This window comes from Streptomyces sp. NBC_00224 (genome assembly GCF_041435195.1).
Lineage (GTDB): Bacteria > Actinomycetota > Actinomycetes > Streptomycetales > Streptomycetaceae > Streptomyces.
Genome location: NZ_CP108106.1, coordinates 8,766,635 through 8,785,897, shown reverse-complemented (window position 1 = coordinate 8,785,897; position 19,263 = coordinate 8,766,635). Strand labels below are relative to the sequence as shown.

Annotated in this window: 10 protein-coding genes; 6 read left to right on the top strand and 4 right to left on the bottom strand. The window is 67.1% G+C overall.

The window, feature by feature from the left end; translation table 11 throughout:
• Window positions 1-143 precede the first annotated feature (143 nt).
• Window positions 144-1,010 (top strand): Scr1 family TA system antitoxin-like transcriptional regulator, encoded by an 867-nt coding sequence (locus tag OG965_RS39280; protein WP_371647988.1) that lies wholly within the window; start codon window positions 144-146, stop codon window positions 1,008-1,010.
• Window positions 1,011-1,643: 633 nt separating this feature from the next.
• Here OG965_RS39280 and OG965_RS39275 read toward each other — a convergent pair.
• Window positions 1,644-2,987, bottom strand: a complete 1,344-nt coding sequence (locus OG965_RS39275; protein ID WP_371657180.1) for a helix-turn-helix domain-containing protein — start codon at window positions 2,985-2,987, stop codon at window positions 1,644-1,646.
• Window positions 2,988-3,416: 429 nt separating this feature from the next.
• Between OG965_RS39275 and OG965_RS39270 the strand changes: the two genes are divergently transcribed.
• Window positions 3,417-4,319: a TauD/TfdA family dioxygenase gene (locus tag OG965_RS39270; protein ID WP_371647992.1), complete on the top strand. Its 903-nt coding sequence runs from the start codon at window positions 3,417-3,419 to the stop codon at window positions 4,317-4,319.
• A gap of 139 nt (window positions 4,320-4,458) precedes the next feature.
• Here the strand turns inward: OG965_RS39270 and OG965_RS39265 are convergent, their stop codons facing one another.
• Window positions 4,459-5,232 carry a glycosyltransferase family 2 protein gene (locus OG965_RS39265; protein ID WP_371647994.1) on the bottom strand — a complete coding sequence of 258 codons (774 nt, stop codon included), beginning with the start codon at window positions 5,230-5,232 and terminating at the stop codon, window positions 4,459-4,461.
• Between the two features lie 66 nt (window positions 5,233-5,298).
• On the opposite strand from OG965_RS39265, the gene OG965_RS39260 reads away from it, so the two are divergent.
• From OG965_RS39260 to OG965_RS39245, 4 genes are all read left to right on the top strand, one after another.
• A complete protein-coding gene (locus tag OG965_RS39260) occupies window positions 5,299-6,555 on the top strand; it encodes a nucleotide sugar dehydrogenase (RefSeq protein ID WP_371647996.1) in 1,257 nt (418 codons plus the stop codon).
• A 53-nt stretch (window positions 6,556-6,608) separates the two neighbouring features.
• The gene (locus OG965_RS39255) at window positions 6,609-7,997 is read left to right on the top strand and encodes a hypothetical protein (protein WP_371647998.1); all 1,389 of its coding nucleotides are present in this window, start codon (window positions 6,609-6,611) and stop codon (window positions 7,995-7,997) included.
• Window positions 7,994-9,271: a glycosyltransferase family 4 protein gene (locus OG965_RS39250; RefSeq protein WP_371648000.1), complete on the top strand. Its 1,278-nt coding sequence runs from the start codon at window positions 7,994-7,996 to the stop codon at window positions 9,269-9,271. The genes OG965_RS39255 and OG965_RS39250 overlap by 4 nt, the downstream gene beginning before the upstream one ends.
• A gap of 1,085 nt (window positions 9,272-10,356) precedes the next feature.
• Window positions 10,357-11,001 (top strand): LysE family translocator, encoded by a 645-nt coding sequence (locus OG965_RS39245; RefSeq protein ID WP_371648002.1) that lies wholly within the window; start codon window positions 10,357-10,359, stop codon window positions 10,999-11,001.
• Between the two features lie 594 nt (window positions 11,002-11,595).
• Here OG965_RS39245 and OG965_RS39240 read toward each other — a convergent pair.
• A complete protein-coding gene (locus tag OG965_RS39240; RefSeq protein ID WP_371648004.1) occupies window positions 11,596-12,000 on the bottom strand; it encodes a transglycosylase SLT domain-containing protein in 405 nt (134 codons plus the stop codon).
• A 959-nt stretch (window positions 12,001-12,959) separates the two neighbouring features.
• Window positions 12,960-18,932, bottom strand: coding sequence for a glycosyl hydrolase family 18 protein (locus OG965_RS39235; protein ID WP_371648006.1), 5,973 nt, complete (start codon window positions 18,930-18,932; stop codon window positions 12,960-12,962).
• Window positions 18,933-19,263: the final 331 nt, after the last annotated feature.

Genomic DNA, 19,263 nt, shown 5'->3' with positions numbered 1-19,263 from the left:
GGCGCACTCCACCGCCGTAGCCGTCGGCTGTACGCGATGAGCGGGTGCCGCCGGTCAGGCGGATACCCTCCGCCCCCTTCACCATCCTCGCCACAACCAACGTACCCCTCCCTCTCCCTTCGACTCCGCCCAGGTGAGACACGATGACCTCCACATCAAACGATCCGCCCGTGCGCCTGCTGGTCATAGGCTCCAACCTGATCCACATGCGCGACCTCCGCGGCATGAGCCTGGCCCAGGCCGCGAAGGCCGCGCGCGTGGGCCCAGACGAGCTCACAAGCTGGGAATCCGGCAAGATACCGCCAGGCGAGAAGAGCCTGACACGATTGATGCGCCTGTACCGTCAGCCCTCCGAGGTCCACCGGGTCCTGGCCGACTGGGCCACGAGCATCAGCGATGACGGCACACGGCATGTCCTTCCGGACACCGCCCCCGAGGCACAAGACCGGCTCGTGGCCTTCGAACGGTACGCGGTCGGCGTCCACGCATACGGCAGTCGCACCTTTCCCGCGCTGGTGCGCAGCAGCACGTACGCGGACAGCCTGGGACCGATGCGCTCCCCCCTCATGATCGGCTTGACAGGCCCAGGTCGCTGGCGCCGCCCCGTCGTCACCGGCCTCCACTCCTGGGAACAAGTCGACGTCGTCCTGGAAGAATCGCTGCTCCAGCAGCCATGCAACAGTGACCCCCGCATCCTCGCCGACCAACTGACATACCTGTGCGAAGTCGTCGACAAGGGGCTCGCGGACATCCGCATCATCCGCACCAACACTCACACCGGGCTCTATAGCGGTGATCTCCTCGGCCTGACCATGCCCAGCCCCCACAACTCCACCGTGTGGATCCACACAACTCCCGACTCCGCCACCTACATCAACGGGAGCCCCGGCCGGGAACACCAGCGCGGGTTCGATGCGACGAGCGCGCGGGCGGAGCCCCTGGGCCTCAGTGCGGATTTGCTCCACGAGGCCGCCGCCGCGTGTACGACGCGAGGGGCGGAGGCACAGTGACCAGTCAGACCTTCACCACTTCCCCTTCCCTCTCAGCTACCCGCAGGTTTAACCAGCCGGACTCGGTAACAGCGATCCAAAGGGCCATCCGACTGCTGTGCGCCCGGGCCACCGATGGCAGCCGACCGCTCACCGCGACCCCGCCGATCGACGCCCCCACTGCCTCCCACGGCGTCGTTGAGCAGCCAGGCGCCAGGCCGCGCTCGACCTCAACATCGCGGGGGTGCTCTCCAGCCCACCTGCCGCCGCTGTGGTGGCCGACCAGCACCCCCGCCGAAAGGTAGCCCCATCCCGGGCCGACGCCACGGAACACACCCACACTGCTCCCGCGTGCGGCACGCACCAGCTGCGCACCGCGTCGCCCTAAAGCTCGGTGGCGGCACGGAGTTCGTCTCCGCTGCCTGCACGCCACCACCCTCATCCCCCAGACCCGGCGCCCTCTGAACACTGGGCCAGAGTCCACCGCCTCCGGCTGAACAACCCTGGACAGGTCGAGCAGCCGGGGCGGGCATCACCGAATGGGGGCACGGCCAGATACCTCCGGCTTCGCTCGCCTCGCCCCTCCGTTTCTTCTCATCTCAGGAGTCACAGGTGGTTTTACGGATCAGCCCGTGTTGCTGCCGTCGGGCCGGGTCAGTGCAGGACGCCGCACCGTGCGGCAAGACCGCGCAGCTCGCTGGTGGTACGCCCGGACACCAGCAGACCGGCGACCATCGACTTCACCGCCGGGCGTGTGTGGGTCTCTTCCGGCGCGTGGTGCTCGGCTGCCAGCAGCGCGCGTACGCAGTCGTCCCGGCGTCCCCAGTGGGCCAGCGCGGTGGCGACGTCGGTGTAGTAGCGGGCACGGCGCTCTACGGTGGGCAGGGCCTGCGGGACGATCCGGCGAGCGGCGTTGAGGGCTGCCGATGGGTCTCCTGCAGAGTTCTCTGCCGACACGAGGTGGAGCTGTACGGTGACTGGCGCGAACCCGCCTCCGTGATCACGCAGCATGGTGACGCCGCCCAGCTGTCTCGCAATGGAGAGGGCTTCTTCGGTCAGTTGTCGCATCCCTGCCGGGTCGCCACTGCGCGCGGCCGTGTAGGCAGCCGACTGGATCAGCAGGCCGCGTTCGGCTTTGCCGTCACGTCCTGCCCGCGACAGACCGGGGTCGTCGGCGGCGGCCAGAGCGATCGACATAGCTTCGGTGTTCCATCCGGCTTTCCGCGCAAGGACTGCCAGGTTCCGAGCGGCTTCTGCCATGGCCAGGACGTTGCCGGTGGATTCGGCCAGCTGCCGGGCACGGTCGGCGGCCATCCATCCGATCTGCTGTTCGTCGAGCTTGACCAGCAGACGCGTCGCCAGCGTGTACGCCTGGGTGAGGATCCCCTCGTGTCCCACTCCAGCGCTATGCCCGGACCTGATGAGGCGGGGCAGTCGCACGGACAGGCTGGCGTACTTGCAGGCGTGGAAGTCTGTCATGGCGCGGGACAGTTCGACGTCCAGCTGCTCGGAAGGCCGCAGCGGTTCCGCGGGACCAATGCCGAGCATCGCGTCGCGCAGCCGGCCGACGAGCAGTTCCCCGACGGCGGGCTCTTCCGGCTGCGGCGTACTGCCCGTCAGGGGCGCGCCTGCGGCGGCGGCTGCCGTGACCGCCAGGTTCGCCAACAGGTTTCTCCGCCGCACCGGATCGTCACCGTCCTCCCACCCAGGTCCCACCACAGTAGAGGCGGGCAGCTGGGGGTAGGCCGCGATCGGGGCAACCGGCTGGCCGTGTCGGACATCGCGGCGCCCCGGGGGCGGCGACAGTCCCAGGGTCTGCGGCGGGATGTCCAGCGCCCTGGCGAAGCCCCACCGCACGTCCATGCCCATCGAGGAGACGCCGCGCTCGTATCGGGAGACCTGGGCGGCGGAGTACCCAGTCACCTCCCCCAGCTGAACGAGCGTCAGACCCCGAGCCTTGCGTGCCTGCCGTACCACCTCACCTGGGATGACCTTCATGGTGGAACCCGGCGTTGCGCTGACGGCATCCATAGCCCGCTCCTGACGATGGCCGGGGCTGCGCCGCGTCCACCGTAGACCTCAACTGCCCTCATGGGCGGGACTTTTGCATCACGTGCAAACACATTTGCGGACCGCGTCAGTGCCCCTGCCGCAGCAGCAGGGGCGCGTTGTTCCCTCCTTGTAACGAAGGCGACGGGACTCCCGCGAGACTCCCGTCAAACCCTGTGGCTGCACGCACAGTTGCTCGACACCCGATCACCCCAGCGTCTGCGCGGGACGCCATCGAGACCGTTCACCTCCCGCGCCCCTCGAAGGATGTCCCGTGAAGCCCATGCCCGCCCTTCCGGTCCGTCGACGCAGACGGATGCCTCGCACCGCCTCGATGCGAACGACACCCCGAACACCCCAACACATAGGAGGCTCCGCGTGTTCATCGATATCCCGAACGAACTCGAAGCCGCTCTGATCGACCTTCCTCTCCCGACGTGGGCACTGGACGGCTCGTTCCTGGCGAAGGCCACCAGGAAGCGGTACCGGACCGAGCTGACAGCCACCCCGCGGTTCGAGGAGACCGCCGCGACGCTGCGGCAGGCACTGCACGGAGAAGGCGGCGGATACGCCGTGCTGCGGCTGGGAAACCTCGCCAAGGCGCTGGGGGCCGACGACGACCGGTTCCTGCGGCTGGCGACGGGCTTCGCGGCCGAGGTGGCCCTGCCCTTCTCGCCCTTCCCGCGGTGGCCTCTGTGGAAGGACATCGGGGTCAAGGTCGACAAGGACCCCGGCAAGTCCAGCGGCATCGGCTATAACGCGTTCCACATGGACCTGGTGAACGGGACCCTGCCCCCGGACTACACCACGCTCCTGTGCGTTCGACCCGACCCCCTCGGCGGCGGCCCCAGCATCCTCTCCGACGCCCACGCGGCCGTGGCGCGGGTCTCGCAGGACAGCCGCACCCTGCTGGCCGAGCCGGCCTACCACTACGGAACATTCTTCGACCTGTTCGGCGTGGGCGAGGAGTGCAAACCGTTTCCGATCCTGGACGGCTCCGCCCCGGGCGAGGGGTTCGTCCGGTTCACCGCCAAGATGCTGGAGAGGTCCGAGCTCCGCCAGGCGCACGCGGATGCCGCCAGGGAGCTCGCCGAGGAGCTCGTCCGGGGTCAGGTCTCCTTCATGCTCCAGCCCGGGGACTACCTCATCGTGAAACAGCGCCGCTTCCTCCACGGCCGGGAGGCGCTCCGCAGCGGCCAGGAGGGTGTCCCCGTCGCCGACCGACGGCTGCTCCTCCAATTGTTCCTGCGGGCGAGGGCTGGCGATGGCTCCACCGCGTAGCCGGCCGATGGGACCACTACCCCGCCGAGTCCCGCCCACGGGTCCAGCCGCCGAGCACGCGGCGGGGCCACGAGGCGGAGCCCTGCCGGCCACCTCCGGAAACGGTCGCGCACCGGGCTCACCGAGCCCGTGCACGGATCTAGATGCGCGAGTTGCGCATGGACTGCCACACAGCGCCGGCCAGCGCCCGCGTTGCCCGCGGGACCGACAGATGCTCGTGCTCGCGGTACAGGGCCCAGTTGTATGGCACGAGCGACAGCTTGTTGGAGGACAGCGATCCCGCCTGGTGGGCCCTGTAAACCGCAAGCGGCTCAGCCAGGCCCCGGGCGTCCGCGCCGTCCCGCATGATCGACAGCCACAGGGCGTAGTCCTGGCGCTTGCGCATTTCCGGCATCAGCCTCGTGCCCAGGACCTTACGGTCGTACATGGCGGTGAGAGCACCGATGTGGTCTTGGACCAGCATCGCGCGGTAGTCCACATGCTCCCGCGCATGGACCACGCGCCCGTTCGGGACCCAGCCGGTGCTCTCACCGTGATAGTCGGCGTCCATCTTGAAGTACGAGGTGAACGTCAATGGCGCGTCGCCTTCCGCGGCGAAGACGAGCTGCCTCTCGATCTTCTCCGGCAGCCACATGTCGTCGCTGTCGAGAAAGGCGATGTAGTCCCCGCGGGCCCGCTCGATCGCCAGGTTGCGGGCCCGGCCCGCACCGCCCCGTTCGGGTGCCGCCTGCGGCAGGACTCGCTCGTCCTGCTCGGCGAACTCGCGCAGCAGGTCCATGGAGCCATCGCAGGACTGGTCGTCGGTGACCAGCAGCTCCAGGTCGCTGTGGGTCTGCGTGAGCACCGATCGCACGGCTGCGCCGAGCGTGGCTGCTGAGTTGTACACGGGCATCACGACAGACACCAGGGGCACAGCGCTTCTCCTTGCCAGACCAGGACCGAAGGCCCATTCAAGCACCGCCATCGAGTAGGAGCTGCCATGCAGATAGTTGTCGCTGGTCAGGGCTACGTAGGGCTTCCCCTGGCCGTACGCGCCGCAGAGGTGGGGCACTGTGTCGTCGGCTACGACGTGGACCCGCACCGCGTCCAACAGCTCGCCGCCGGCCAGTCCTACGTGCAGGACGTGGCCTCCGCACGGCTGCGCGCGGTGCTGGATTCCGGGGCCTACTCGGCGACCGCCGACGCCGGCGCGCTGGCTGGCTTCGACATCGCGGTCATCACCGTGCCGACGCCGTTGCGGGACGGCGTGCCCGACCTGACCTACATCGAGTCCTGCGCCCGGACGCTGGGTGAGTACCTTCGTCCCGGCGCGACCGTTGTCCTGGAGTCGACGAGCTATCCAGGCACCACCGAGGAACTGCTGCTGCCGATCCTGGAAAAGTGCTCGGGCCTCAAAGGCGGGGTGGACTTCCTGGCCGGATTCAGTCCCGAGCGCATCGCCCCGGGGAACCAGAGGTGGTCGTTCGAGGGGACGCCCAAAGTGGTGTCCGGAATCGACGCCACATCCCTCGATGTCATCAAGGGCTTCTACGACGGCATCTTCCAGACCACAGTGCCGGTGTCCGGGCCCAGGGTCGCCGAGCTGGCCAAGCTGATCGAGAACACCTTCCGGCTCGTCAACATCTCCATGATCAACGAGTTGGCGACGCTGACCGGCCGCCTCGGCGTGAACATCTGGGAGGCGATCGACGCGGCTGCGACCAAGCCCTTCGGGTTCACGCGGTTCACCCCGGGGCCGGGCATCGGTGGGCACTGCCTGCCCGTCGACCCGTTGTTCCTGGCGTGGAAGATCCGGGAAGACCTCGGCGTCCCCTTCCGGTTCGTGGAACTCGCCGACGACGTGAACCGCCATATGCCCGACTACGTCGTCCGGCGTGTCGTGGAAGCACTCGCCAAGCGCGGCACGACCATCACCGGATCCCGGATCCTGCTGCTCGGGCTGACCTACAAGTTCAACGCCACCGACCTCCGCAACTCACCGTCGGCACGTGTCGCCGAACTCCTCATCAGCCTCGGCGCCGAGGTCCGCGGCGCCGACCCCAACATCGCGGACGGCGCCGGTACCGAGCGGGCCGTGTGCCGGGTGGCCGCGACTCCCGAGGAGGTCGCGGCCGCTGACGTCGTGGTGCTCCTCATGGACCACACACGCTTCGACCTTGCGATGATCCAGGAACACGCGCCCTGGGTTCTCGACTGCCGAAACCGCATGTCCGGAGCGAACGTCGAGGTTCTTTAGCCTCTCGCGATTCCCCCGGACCGGCTGCCGACCTTCCATCCCCAGGAGTTCCTTTGCGCGACGAATGGGAATACGCCCACACGGACTACACCGTGCCCGCCCAGCGTCGCATTCCTGCCTCGCTGGCCGACAGCGAGGGCGACTGGCGCCACTACTTGGAACGCTCGACCCCCAACGGGTGGCTGATACGACACAACGCCATGACCGAAGCGCTCGTCAGCGGACAGCCGATGTACCTGCTGCACACCACCAAGGACATCGACGCCATCCGCACCAGCCGGGAGCTGCACGTCTCCACCGGATGCCTGGTCGGAGCCCTGTACTGCTCGCCTCTCACCAGCGAGCCCAAAGGACTGCGCCCGCACAACCTCGGCGCCTACCTGATGCGCACGAAACCCTCCACCACGCCCATGGTCTTCGAGGTCACCCCGGATGCCCCGATCCGGCCCAAGGGCCTCGACTACCTGCATCTCGGCGCCATCCACCTGCGTACCTACCGGCGCTACCAGAGCTTCCTCACCCCGGCCGAGAACGAACAGCTCGACCGCGCCGTGCTGGCCGGGCTGCGCGCCGCAGCCATGTTCCTCGACGTCGCCCTGCGCAACGCCGCCGGCCATGCCACCCCGGCACCCGAGTTCATCGACCAGCTGTCCGACGCTGCGGCCCACGTGCCGTTCCTCGGCTACCTCTACTTCGAGGTGCTCTCCGAATACCTGATGCTCCACTCCACCACTCCCGAGACCAAGGCCTGTGCCCATGCGGGAGAGCTGAACAACTGCCTCTACAAACGACTCAGCTTCGCCGCCGTGGACGGCATGAACCAGTTGTTCGACCTGGCCCGTTTCCATCCGCGCCACCACCGGCTCGTCCAGCTCATCGACGGCATCGAACCGGCTCTCTGCCCGGGAGCCGCCGAGTACGTCCGGCGGCGGCTGTCCCACCTGTTCGCCCGGACCGCGCTGCACCCGTCCCAGGACGCGGCATCGGTCGCCTTCGAGGGCGCTGATCTCCCGACGATCCAGAACGCCGCGCCTGGGCTGATCGGCCAGATGATCTTCCGCGAGATCCGGTACATGTCCCGCTACCGGCAGCTGTACCACTGCTTCGAGAAAGCCAAGGCTCTTGAGGCATGGGACTACTGGAACAGCGAGGGAATCCCCACTCCCTTCAACGGGATCCTCCCCAAAGGAGAGATAGGGATAAATCCCGTCTACCCCCGATCGTCCGTCAGGGCGTGGACGGCACAACAGGACAGTAAGGGCTATCTACATCCGGCTGAGGAGGTCACGGCCGTCTTCACGCCGCACCTGGCTTCGTGGTGGGCGCCACCCCGCCAGCGCGCGACGCAGAACGCCACCGATCATGCACCAGTTCATCCTGCCCAGGGGGCCCGGTCTCCGATTCCCACCAACCGGCTATCGATGGACGGAGTCTCCGCATGACCACCCAACTCCTGAGCATCCTGACCGGCATCAACCGCACCTGCGTACCCTCATCCGGGAGCATGATCCTCGCCAGCGATCTCTACGGCGCAATGCCTGGATTCCACACGACCTTCCTGGGCAGAGCACCGGTCGCCCCGGCATGGAAGGCTGCATTTGATCGGCTGATCACCCTCTCCACGGCGAAGCGTCCCCACGGCCCGGACTTCGCCCCCTACGTTGACGCGTTGACGCGTGAGGTCGGTGCGCTCGTCAACGAGATCCAGCCGCACGCCATACACGCCCAGAACCTCGGGTTCGCTCTCAGCCTGGCCCTCACCCGAACTGCCGGCAACATCCCGATCATCGCCATCGCCCACGGCCCCGACGTGATGGCGGCCGAGCGCAGTCCATCGGAACGCGAGGGCATGAACGAAGTTGCTGCCGCAAGCGCGGCGATCGTCGCCCCGACCTCCGCGCTCGCCGATCGCATCGACCGTCTCACCCGACACCGATTCACCGATCGCCTCACCGTCATCCCGTGGGGCATCCGTTTGAGCGATGCCCGGGTACGCAATCAACCGCCCACTGGCATCGGCCCCCTGTCTCTGGTGCACGCTGGTCGTCTGGACGACAACAAATCCACGATCACCGCAGTCAAAGCCCTCGCTCTAACCGATCAGCCGCACCACTTGACCGTGATCGGCGAAGGAATCCTCCGGGAGCATCTGGAACAGCGGGCTATCGAACTCGGGCTGCGCGACCGGGTTCTTTTCGTTCCGTTCCTGCCCCGCACCGAACTGTGGCGCCGCTTGCCGGGCTTCGACGCCTTCGTCTTCACGACCAGAGGTCTGGAGGCTTTCGGGCTCGTCCTCATCGAGGCCCAGGCCCACGGACTTCCGGTCGCCTACTCCGATCTTCCTGGCGTGAGGGATGTCCTCGGGAACGGTGGCGTTCCCTACACCCCTGGCAACCCGCACTCGCTGGCCGAGGCCCTAGACGAGATGGGCCGGGACTTGCACCGGCGCCAGGACCTGACCAAAGAGGCTCTCCATAACGCGCGCCGATACGACATCACTGCCACCGGCCGCCAGCTGCGAGAACTAACGCTCCGCGTTGCCTCCTCTGCCGCGGCCCCGAGCGCCTCCGCCGGGCACGCCACGGCCGGAAGAGTCCACAAGCCCGAGCCTGCACTGAAGGCCGACCGCGAACCCGCCGACGCCGACCTCACCTGCGTCAGAAACGGGGGCGGCGCGGCGGATCCCCTTGTCACACGCGTTGCGTGCCGTCCCTGATCCTGCCCAAACGGACGCTGGCCGCGACCTGCTCGAAAAGCCGGTGCCCGACCCTGCCCACGCCGCCCGGCGCAGGCAGGAGGCGCTGGCGTGCCGCCGCCCCACTCCAGGGCAAGGGTGGGCCCGCCCCATGCTGGGGCTCCGCCCACCGGCGGTCCGGGGCAGGGGTGTTCGATGTCGGAGCACCGTGGGTGGGTTGGGTCTGTCATCGCTCGCACGCTGCTTTGTTGTCCAGGAGTGAGGGGCGAGGGCGGCGTGCGGCTTTTTCGGTTCGGTGGAGTGGGGGATTTTCCATGCGTAGGCGTCTTGTGCGTACAGCGGCTCCTGCAGGTGTCTCGGCCGGCCTCGCGGTGCCGTTCATGGTGTCGCCGTCGGCGGCCGCCCCAGTGCCGCCACGGTTTGAGGCGCGAGCGCCCGAGGTACTGCCACCCGGCGCACTGTGGGCGGCGGATGTGCTCACCACGGCCGGACGACGGCCAACATCAGAGTCATCACCACATACAAGGGAGAAGAGCAGGTCACCCGTGTACGCACCGCATCCAGCCCTGCCGCATGCGGTTTGGACCCGGCCAAGGGCGAGGAGTACCTGCTGTATCCGCGGGAGATCAACCTCGGCATCGCGGACGTGAACGTATGTGACGGGAGCCAGCCGTTCAACAACGAGCCCCCGGTGATTCCTGCGGAGGGGCCTGCTACTGCCGGTGTGGGAGCCAGGGGCAGTGTCTCGCTCCTATGACGTGTTCCGGGTCCCCAGTGGTGCCGATGCGACCGGGACCCCGGATCTCGTCGGGGCGCCACGTGTAGCGCACGGACACTGAGGGCGAAACGGCGTACAGCTCACTCAACAGATCTTCTATACCGACGAGTTGACTCCCTCACCCTCGTGCTGCACCGGAGACCCTGCCTTCATGCACCCACCCGGCAAGATCACACGCCCGTGTTCCCTGTTCGACCAGCACCGCCCTCATGACTGATAGGAATACGGCTTCTCAGCCGCCGTGTGTGCGTGCCCCACCACCTGGAGCACGGCCGACCGGATGCCGGGTGACACCTGGTGCGCCGCGTCTGACATGGTGGCGTGTGTGATGATCTCATCGACGGCAGCCGGCGGAATGGCCCTGGTCGAACTAGGAATGGCACTGACGCCGGGCCCGAACATGGTGTACCTGGTGTCTCGGAGCGTCAGCCAGGGACGCATGGCTGGGCTTGTCTCGCTGGCCGGGACTGCGGCGGGCTTCCTCGTGTACATGACTTTGGCCAACGTGGGGTTGGCGGTGATCTTCGTTGCCGTCCCGTGGCTGTACATCGGTTTTAAGGCTGTCGGCGCGGCCTACCTCGCATTCCTGGCCTGGCAGGCACTCAGGCAGGGAGGCCGCGGGTTGTTCGAGCCAAGCAGCCTCCAGCGCGACTCGCACTGGAGGCTGCTGCGGATGGGGCTGATCACCAACCTGCTCAACCCGAAGGTCGCCATCTTGTACCTCGCCCTCATCCCGCAGTTCATCGATCCCGCACGCGGCCACACCACGGCCCAAGGGTTCACTCTCGGCGCTGTGCAGATCGCGGTGGGCCTCACCGTGAACGCGCTGATCGTGCTCGCAGCTGGATCAATCGCCAGCCTGCTCAAGAGCCGCCCGGCATGGGCCAAGTGGCAACGCTGGACCACTGGGAGCCTTCTCGGTGCTGTCGCGATCACTCTCGCCCGGGAGGTACCCGCCCGCGCGCGGGCTTGACCTCCGTCCAGAAACCTTCTTCGCACCACTACCTCTATGGGCTTCTCGGTCTCCGCGATCCTCTTGTTGAAGGCCATCACCTTCCCTGCTCAGGGAGTGCACCACGTGGGCGGTCATGTCCTTGCCAGGGATGGTGGCGTGCTGCTCTTCTGCGGCCCGGACGGCTTTGGCTGCGAGTTCGGCGGCGCTGCAGACCTTGCGGTTGTGCAGCCAGGCGGCCAGACGCCGTCGGCCGGTGCGACGGATGGCGGCCGGGGTCTGGTAGCCGGTCAGAAGTACCAGGGAGCCGAGGTTGCCCAGGTCGAGTTCACGCTCCAGCCCGGGGAAGATCTCGGTGAGGTGGCCGCGGAGCCGGTTGATGGCCCTCCTGCGCTTCATCAACGAGCGCCTTTCCCCCAATGCCCAGGTCATCTACACGACCCACTCACCGTTTACACGACCCACTCACCGTTCATGGTCGAAACAGCCGGCCCGAGCGCGCGGGCAGCGGCCCCGACGCCCGATGGCGCCCCGTGCACGCCGCCGCATACGCAAAGACGCTCGGCCGGGTAGTCCCGGTCGAGCGTCGTTGGTGTGTCTGCTACCGCTGGTGGCTTAGTACCAGTGGTGGGTCTGCCAGAAGTTCCAGGCGCCGACGGGGCTGCCGTAGCGGTCGTTCATGTAGTCCAGGCCCCACTTGATCTGGGTGGCCGGGTTGGTCTTCCAGTCCGCACCGGCCGAGGCCATCTTCGAGGCCGGCAGAGCCTGGACCAGGCCATAGGCGCCCGAGGAGGAGTTCGTGGCGGTGTGGTCCCAGCCACTCTCATGGGAAACGATGTTGTTGAAGGCCGCGAACTGCGCCGGGTCCTTGATCATCTGCTGGGCGATCGCCTTGGCGCTCGACGGGGCCGCCTGGGCGGGAACCGTGGCGAGCATGGAACCGGCGGCACCGAGGGCGACGACGGCACCCGCGAGGGTCTTCTTCGAAGCGGCGATGCGGCGGATGACGGACTTCGACACAGGCAGGCCTTCCAACGGGGACAAGGACGGTCGCGGCACGCCACAGGCATGCGTGAGCCACTCACACGAGGGAGAGGGATTCGTCTGCGGCGGGAAGAAACACCCGGGCCGCTCGGCGACTCATCCAGTTCTACCGGCGCCCCAACGGCCTGGCAACAACCCCACCTACTAGACAGCCTCGCAGCCCACGACCAAGGCCCCCGCCCCGGCCGGAAGGTGATTCATGCAGGTGGGAGCCCGCCTAGAGCGCCGGTACGGCGACCTGCGGAGCTACGATCCTCGCTCGTACGGTGACGTAGGTCCTATGGGGCGGCTCACCTTCGAGACGCCTCAGCATCACCAAGAGTGACCGATCCTACCCTTCCGAAGCACCAGCGGTACGTAGCAATCACCTCGGAATCAGAGGAAATCGACCGGCTGCATGCCGCACTCGCCAGCCCGGCACCCATCGCCCCATCCCGATCGGGACTCCCTCTCCCCCGCCCCATGCACAGCACTCACGGCACAGCAGGTGTCCGCCCTCCAGGAGGCCGCGGCTACCGGTCGACAGCACGGGGCCCGCCCTTGCCCGGGCGAAGACCCGGCACGCGGGCAGGGCCGTACGAGCTCGCGCTGACGTGCCCGGGGCGGAGGCCTCGCCGCCGACGCAGGGAACTTCACGCCCGTCACGTCGCTCTGATGGTCAAGGGTGCCCGTGCCCGTCGTCACCGTGGCGGACCATGGTGAATCGCTGTCCTCGGTCCAGGTCTGGCTGGAGGCGGGGCGCGGCTGGCTCGACGCCCTGCACGAACGGCTCGGTCAGGTGCGCCTGACTTGGCCGAACGGGGTGGTGACCGCGCCGCGCCCGCGTAGCTGCCGGGCCGCGCAGGACGGATGGCTCGGGCGAGTACGTCCCGGGGCCCCGGCAGAGGCGCGTTGTTCTGCCGGGGCCCGTGTGATCGAGGTAGCTTTCCCGAGGGTTACGGGGCGGGGCTGAGTCGCTTCCACGGCTTGCCGCCGTTTGCCTCGGCTGTGCCGGGTTCGGCGGTGGTGTACCACTGGGCGTACCAGTAGTAGCCCTGGTGCTTCACGAAGGCCGCTGTCGAGGCCTTCGTGTCGCCCGCGAGGATGTGTGTGCCCTGGTCGGTGGTGCCGCCCGCGACCTCCAGGTCGTTGCCGCCGGACAGGGAGCGCAGCTTGAAGACGCCGTTGTGTTTGGGCGCGCCGGGTGCTCCTTCGCTGCCGTTGTCGGCGATGGGGACCAGTTTCCACTTCTGCTCGGCTCGCCCGTCGCAGCCGAGTGAGGCGATGTCCTTGCGCGCAGCGGTCGCGGTCATGCAGCGTTCACCGCTGCTGACGGTGTAGGTGCCCTCGCCGGCGAGCTGGATCTTCCAGTACTGGTTGGGGTTCTGTTCCATGGCTTCCACGAGGTGCACGCGGGACTGATCGGGGTTGTTGTCGATCATCATGGGGTTTCCGGGCGGGCTGTCGCCGTACTCGAACATCCAGCCCTTGTCTCCCTTGTCGTACATCCGCCATAGTCGTCCGCCGTCGGGCCGGTAGACCTGCCCTTGTTTCCAGGTGGCGGCCTGGCATTCGGATCCCGTACTGGGGGCGGGCGGGGTGGCCGCCGAGACGTCGCGGCGCCGGTCGCCGGTGGAGGCGTATTCCTTGCCGCCGATGGTGAAGGTGACGTTGGACGGCCCGGTGATGGGCAGGTAGTACTTGAGGTCGATGTCGCGGGATTTGCCCGGTGCCAGGTCCTCGCAGTAGCCGAGGGTGAGGGTCAGGCGGTGGAAGTCGCCCTTCAGGCCGCCCACGTTGGGGCCGGTGTGGCCGGGGGTGAGGCCCTTGATCTCCTTGTAGTCGTTGTCCTTGACGACCGGCGGTGTGGAGGTGGGCAGGTCGAGGGAGATCTGGGTGCCCTGGGCGAGGGTGACGCCGGTGTTGTTGGTGATCCGCAGCTTGGGCTGGATCGGGTAGAAGTCGTCCTTTCCGGTGGGGAAGTCGACCAGTTGCGCCGTCACGTCGATCACCTCTCTGGGCTGCTGCTGGCCCCCCGCCTTTGTGTTCCCGTACGCGCCGGCGCCCTTGAGGGCGTTGTCCAGCCGGGTGGTGAGGTCATAGCCCATCCCCCACTCCCCGCCCGGGCGCTGGGTGTAGTCGCCGGCGAGTTCCCAGATCATCGCTCCGCCGATGCCCTTGTCAGTGATGTATCTGCTCTTGGCGTCGATGGACTTCTCGTTCTCGGTGGACAGGAACACTCGCTTGGACGCGTTCCACAGCCAGGGTGCCTGGAGCGCGTCCGAGTACTTCTCGGCATACGTGCCGCTCAGCTGGCCCTCGGCCCTGTCGGTGTCGACGCCGTAGGACGTGAGGTAGCCGGGCGTGATGCCCGCCTGGAGGTTCTTCGTGTGCCACAGCGGGTTCGACCCGGCCCCGACCTCGCGCCCGTTCTCCGTGTCGTGCCACACGTTGTCGATGCCGACGGCGCCGAGCCCGCACGCCTGGGCGTTCGCCGGGCCCCTGCCTCCGGTGCCCAGGGGGCACTGGGACTGTTCCGGCATTGTCGCGGTCCCCCACAGTCCGTCCGAGCCGCCTTGGACGTCCCGCCAGCCCCGTGAGTAGTAGGGGATGCCGAGGTTGATGCGGCCGGGCGGCAGCGCACCGCGGTAGTAGTGGTAGGCCCAGTCGGTGTTGAAGTAGCCGTGTTTTTGGAAGTCCTTCGTGTCGGCTGCCTGGTCGTTGTAGATGCCGGCGTCCGCGAGTTCGTGGTCCTTCCCGTCGTCGTACAGCGGGGCCTGCGGACCGACGTACTTGTTCCAGGAGCCGTGCAGGTCGTACGTCATCACGTTGACATAGTCCTGGTACTGCAGCGCCTGGCCGGCGTCCAGGCCGCGGACCAGGTAGCCGGAGGAGGAGCCCGCGGAGGTCAGCAGGTAGTAGCGGCCCTTGTCCGCCCCGGCCCAGTCCAGTTTCTCGCGCAGGGTCTTCATCAGCGCGTTGTATCCCTGCTGCAGCCCCTTGCGGCGGGGGTTGGAGACGTCCCAGTCCTTCGGGTTGCCTGTGTTGGGCAGGGCGGTCGGGTACTCGTAGTCGATGTCGACGCCGTTGAAGCCGTATCGGTCCAGGAACTCCGTCACCGAGTCGGCGAACGTGTCGATGCCGGCCTGGTTCACCGAGCCGTCGGCGTTCGTGGTCATCGCGTAGAAGTTGCGGGTGTCCGCCCAGCCGCCCACCGAGATCAGCGTCTTCACCGCGGGATGCTTCTTCTTGTAGCTGTTCAGCAGGTTGAAGTGCCCCTTGTACGGCAGCGAGCTGTCCATGGCGTTCTTCTCGCCCGGCCAGGTCATCCCGGTCGCTGGGTTTTGCGGGTCGCTCTCGTCTCCGATGCTGATCCGGTTCCCGTCGACCTTGGCGAACGCGTAGTTGATGTGCGTCACCTTCGACCATGGGATGTTCGACACCAGGTACTTCGGGTCGCCGTTCACGCCCGCACGCCACCCGGTGAAATAGCCCACCAGGCGCCGTGTGCGGTTGTTGCCGACCCACTCGCGCCCCGAGCTGTCATACGCGTCGCAGTAACGCGCCGCCACACCCTGGGTCTGCGCCATGCCCTCCGGGCGGCAGTCCCCCGTGAAGGCGGGTTTGGTACCGCGGTCGTCCAGGGAGCCGTCGTACGGATCGCCCGCGTCGCCGCCGTCGGGCTGGCCGATCGGCGGGGCCGACATCTGCCATTTCTGCGCGTCGCTGCCGTTGCAGTTATAGAGCTGCAGCGCCCGGGCGGTGTCCGATCCGGGGACGTCCAGGCACTTGCCGGAGCTCGGGTTGCGCAGTTCCTGCCTAGCGCTGTACACCCACCGCTGGGCAGCACTGCCGTTGCACGCATAAAGCTGGACCGGGGTGCCGTTGTCGGCGCGCCCGCCGTCGACGTCCAGGCACTTCGCCAGTGTCTGGAGCGTGCCGTCACTAGCCGCCGTCCAGCCCTGACCGTCCGACCCAGCGCAGGTGGCCAGACGGATCGGCGTACGGTCGTCGCGGCTGCCATCGCGCGGCTCGACGCACTTGCCCTCAAGCCCCCTGATTGTGCTGACCGGCATGGCGGTCCCTGCCTCGCGGAACTTCCACCGCTGCTTTGGACTGTCTGCCTCGCAGGCCGCCAACTCCAGTGGCTGCTCTGCCTCTCCAGCACTCAGGCAGCGCCCGTCAGCGCCACTCACCAAGGTGTACCAGCCTCCGCCTGCTGCCTTGGCCTGCCACACCTGGTTGGCGTTGCCTTCCTGGGTCTCGACCAGATGCGTGCGGTGGGGTCCAGGATCGTGATCGACCGCCATGCCTGGCTTCGCGGCCGCGGTGATCCGCCAGTTTTCTCCGCCCAGTGACCGCATCACCCAGCGCTGTGCCTCTGAGTCGTTGGGCTCGTACGCCTGCACGCTGGTGCCGCTCTCGGTGCTGCTTCCCTTCAGGTCCATCACCGTGCCGGTAGCCGACCTCAGCTCCATGCGTCCCCCGTCGCGCGGCTCCGTCCCGCCAGCCGGGTCACGCGGGGTGATGACCACATCGGCCGGGTAGTCGATGTACCAGTACTGGTCGTCCATGACGTGCGGACAGGGGTCGTGGCTGACCCACTTCTTCCCCTTCGACTCCTTGCCTGGATCCTGCGCCAGACAGGTGCTTGCTGCCCGGCCTTGGTCCAGGGACAGTGCGACCCGGCCGTCGTCACGACGTGACAGGAACCAGGCTTTCTCCTTGCCGCCCAGATAGGTCCAGCTGTTCCAGGTGTCGAGGTAGCGGCCGTTGTGCTGTGCCTGCAGCGAGATGCGACCCGTGCCAGCGTTGCGCAGCAGCCACCGCTGGCTGCCCGAAGCCTTATCCGGGGACGTGATGAGGTAGTCGTCCTTGCGCGCCCCTGCGGCGTCCAGGACCTCCCCGGTGAGTGCGTTGCGCAACCGGACGACCCCCTCACGCTCGCCCCTCAGCGGGCTGGTCTTCGTGCCACCGTCCACTGCTCCGCATTCGTAGGCGGCAACGTCGTTCTGCGCCAGCGCCTGACCCAGCCCGGTCAGACACGATGCCAGCGCCAGTTGTCCAAACGCGTTGGGGTGGATCGCCTCCTGCTGATCCCCCTGCGCCTTCCCTTCGAACCACGCCTTCGTCCAGCTGGCGAGATACGGGACCCAGCGGACCCATTCGGCCTTCTCCGCCGGCAAGGGGTTGCTGTTGTTGTTCGCGCTGGTGGCCTGTTCCGCCGACTTGGCGCACAACTCGTGCCCGGCAAACGCGTTCTGCACGTCCAGGAACTTCGCCCCGGCAGTCCCGGCGGCAGCCCGCAGCATGCTGCTGATGCGGGGTACGACGGAGTCGCGGGCCCAGTCGGAGTCGGTGTCACGGAACGGGCATCCGCCACTGGTGTACCGGGGGAAGCTCAACGCACCTTCGCCGTAGCGGTAATCGGAGCTCTTCGGGAGCACGTTGGGATACGACTGGAGCACCAGGCGGTAATCCGACTGGCCCGCTGCCCTCATCGCGCTGCGGATATCCATCAGGTTCTTGGTCACCTTGGCCCGGACCCCGTCGAGCGCATCGGCAAACGCCTTCTCCCGGGTGCTGGAGCACTGCCACCGGACGGCAGGATCGAGGTTCCCGACCGAATCCTCCAGATAGGATTTCGCACACGCCTGAACGATTTCACTGAAGTTCAGGTCGTTTCCGCCGATGGACAGCACGACCATCCGGATGTCGTACTCCCGGGCCAGGTCTGTGAGCTGCTGAACCTGTGGCTTCTTGTCCTTAAATGCTGTGGAAGTGATGTTCTCGGTCGTCGCCCCCGAGCAGGCGAGGTTGAACCGGCGCTCTGCGGGAATCCCATCGAACTCAACTCCCTTGATGGGGGCCACGTCCGACCGGTCGCAGCGGTTCCCCCCGACATAGGACGTCGCGTCGTAGACACAGTCCTGCCCGCTCTGGCACCTCGACTTCCGGTCGGTGCCCCACACGTCACCTTCCTCCTTGGTGAGCGCGTTGCCCGCCCATCGGCCGCCCTCACCGGAGAGGTAGCTGTCGCCCATCGAGACGATGGCGGACGGCCTACCCGTACACGCATCACCCACCGCGCGCGCCTTCGGCCCAGCACTCGACCTGGCAACAGGAGCGCAGTCAGTGCCGAACCGCACTGCCCAGTGGTCGGACTTGAGGTCGTCGATGCGCTTCGGATGGACGCCTCGACTGGTACCCGTGCCCGCGATCATGTAATCCAGCACCTTATCGTCACGGGTGGGCTCGGTCGTGGCTATCAGACGAGCCCCCAGCGCGTCCAATTCGCCCTGTGGCCACTGGTCCGACTCCCGGTTGAAGTCCCCCATCACGGCCCAGTCGCCAGTTCCCGCGTCGTCGTGGGCTGCTTCAACCAGACTGGACGCGTCGCCGCCCCCGTTCTCCGCATGTGCGCTGTACAGCCAGGTACCGGCCACCCGGATCCCCAGCATCGGCTTCGGGCTCTTCTTACTGTCACCGATAGCACCCACCCGGCCGATCACGTGGACGTTCGTATCGTTCAGAGCGATGTCCCTATCGACCAGAAACGCAATATTTCGCGTACGATTCTTGGCCACCCTGGTTTCGAGGAAGTAGTAGAAGTAGTTCCCGACGGCCGTGCATTTGATCACCGTATAAGGAATCTGCTCCTTCGGTCCTCTGCTGATGAAATCGCGATTATCGCCGCCAGCACACTGATAGCCGGGCGGTTCGCTTTTTTCAACCTCTTGCAGAGCTATAGCTTGTGGAGCGTTAGCTTCTCCTAGTAGTTCCTGGACCTCCCCCCAATACTTGGGAGAATTCCACATATTGAACGTTGCCGTGCGAAGGCCGGACACCGCCGCCTGGGCAGCGGGGGCGCTGGCACCCATCACCCCGAGCAGTCCGGCCATCAGCGCGGCGACGAGCGCGGCGGACACCAACCGCACCCTCGGCCGTATCCGGCCCCTTCTTCTTTTCATCCGGCACCCCTGGACTGGCCGCTACTTGACCCGCCCACCCCAGCACATGCGACTCAACAGGCGATAAACACTCGTTCATCGGCAGTCACCGCCCGGCACTTGCGCCCCAGCGGCGGGCGAGCGAGTGGACCCCTGCGGAGGACTTGGCGGCGCGGGCAGACCCCTCTCCCGGAGCAACGCGCACCCTCCTTGCCGCCCCGGGCACCGCCGCGCAGTGAAGGTCTACAGATCAACACCGACCCTAGAACACCCAGAGAAGTACTGATTTGACCTAAAAGTCTCAAATGTT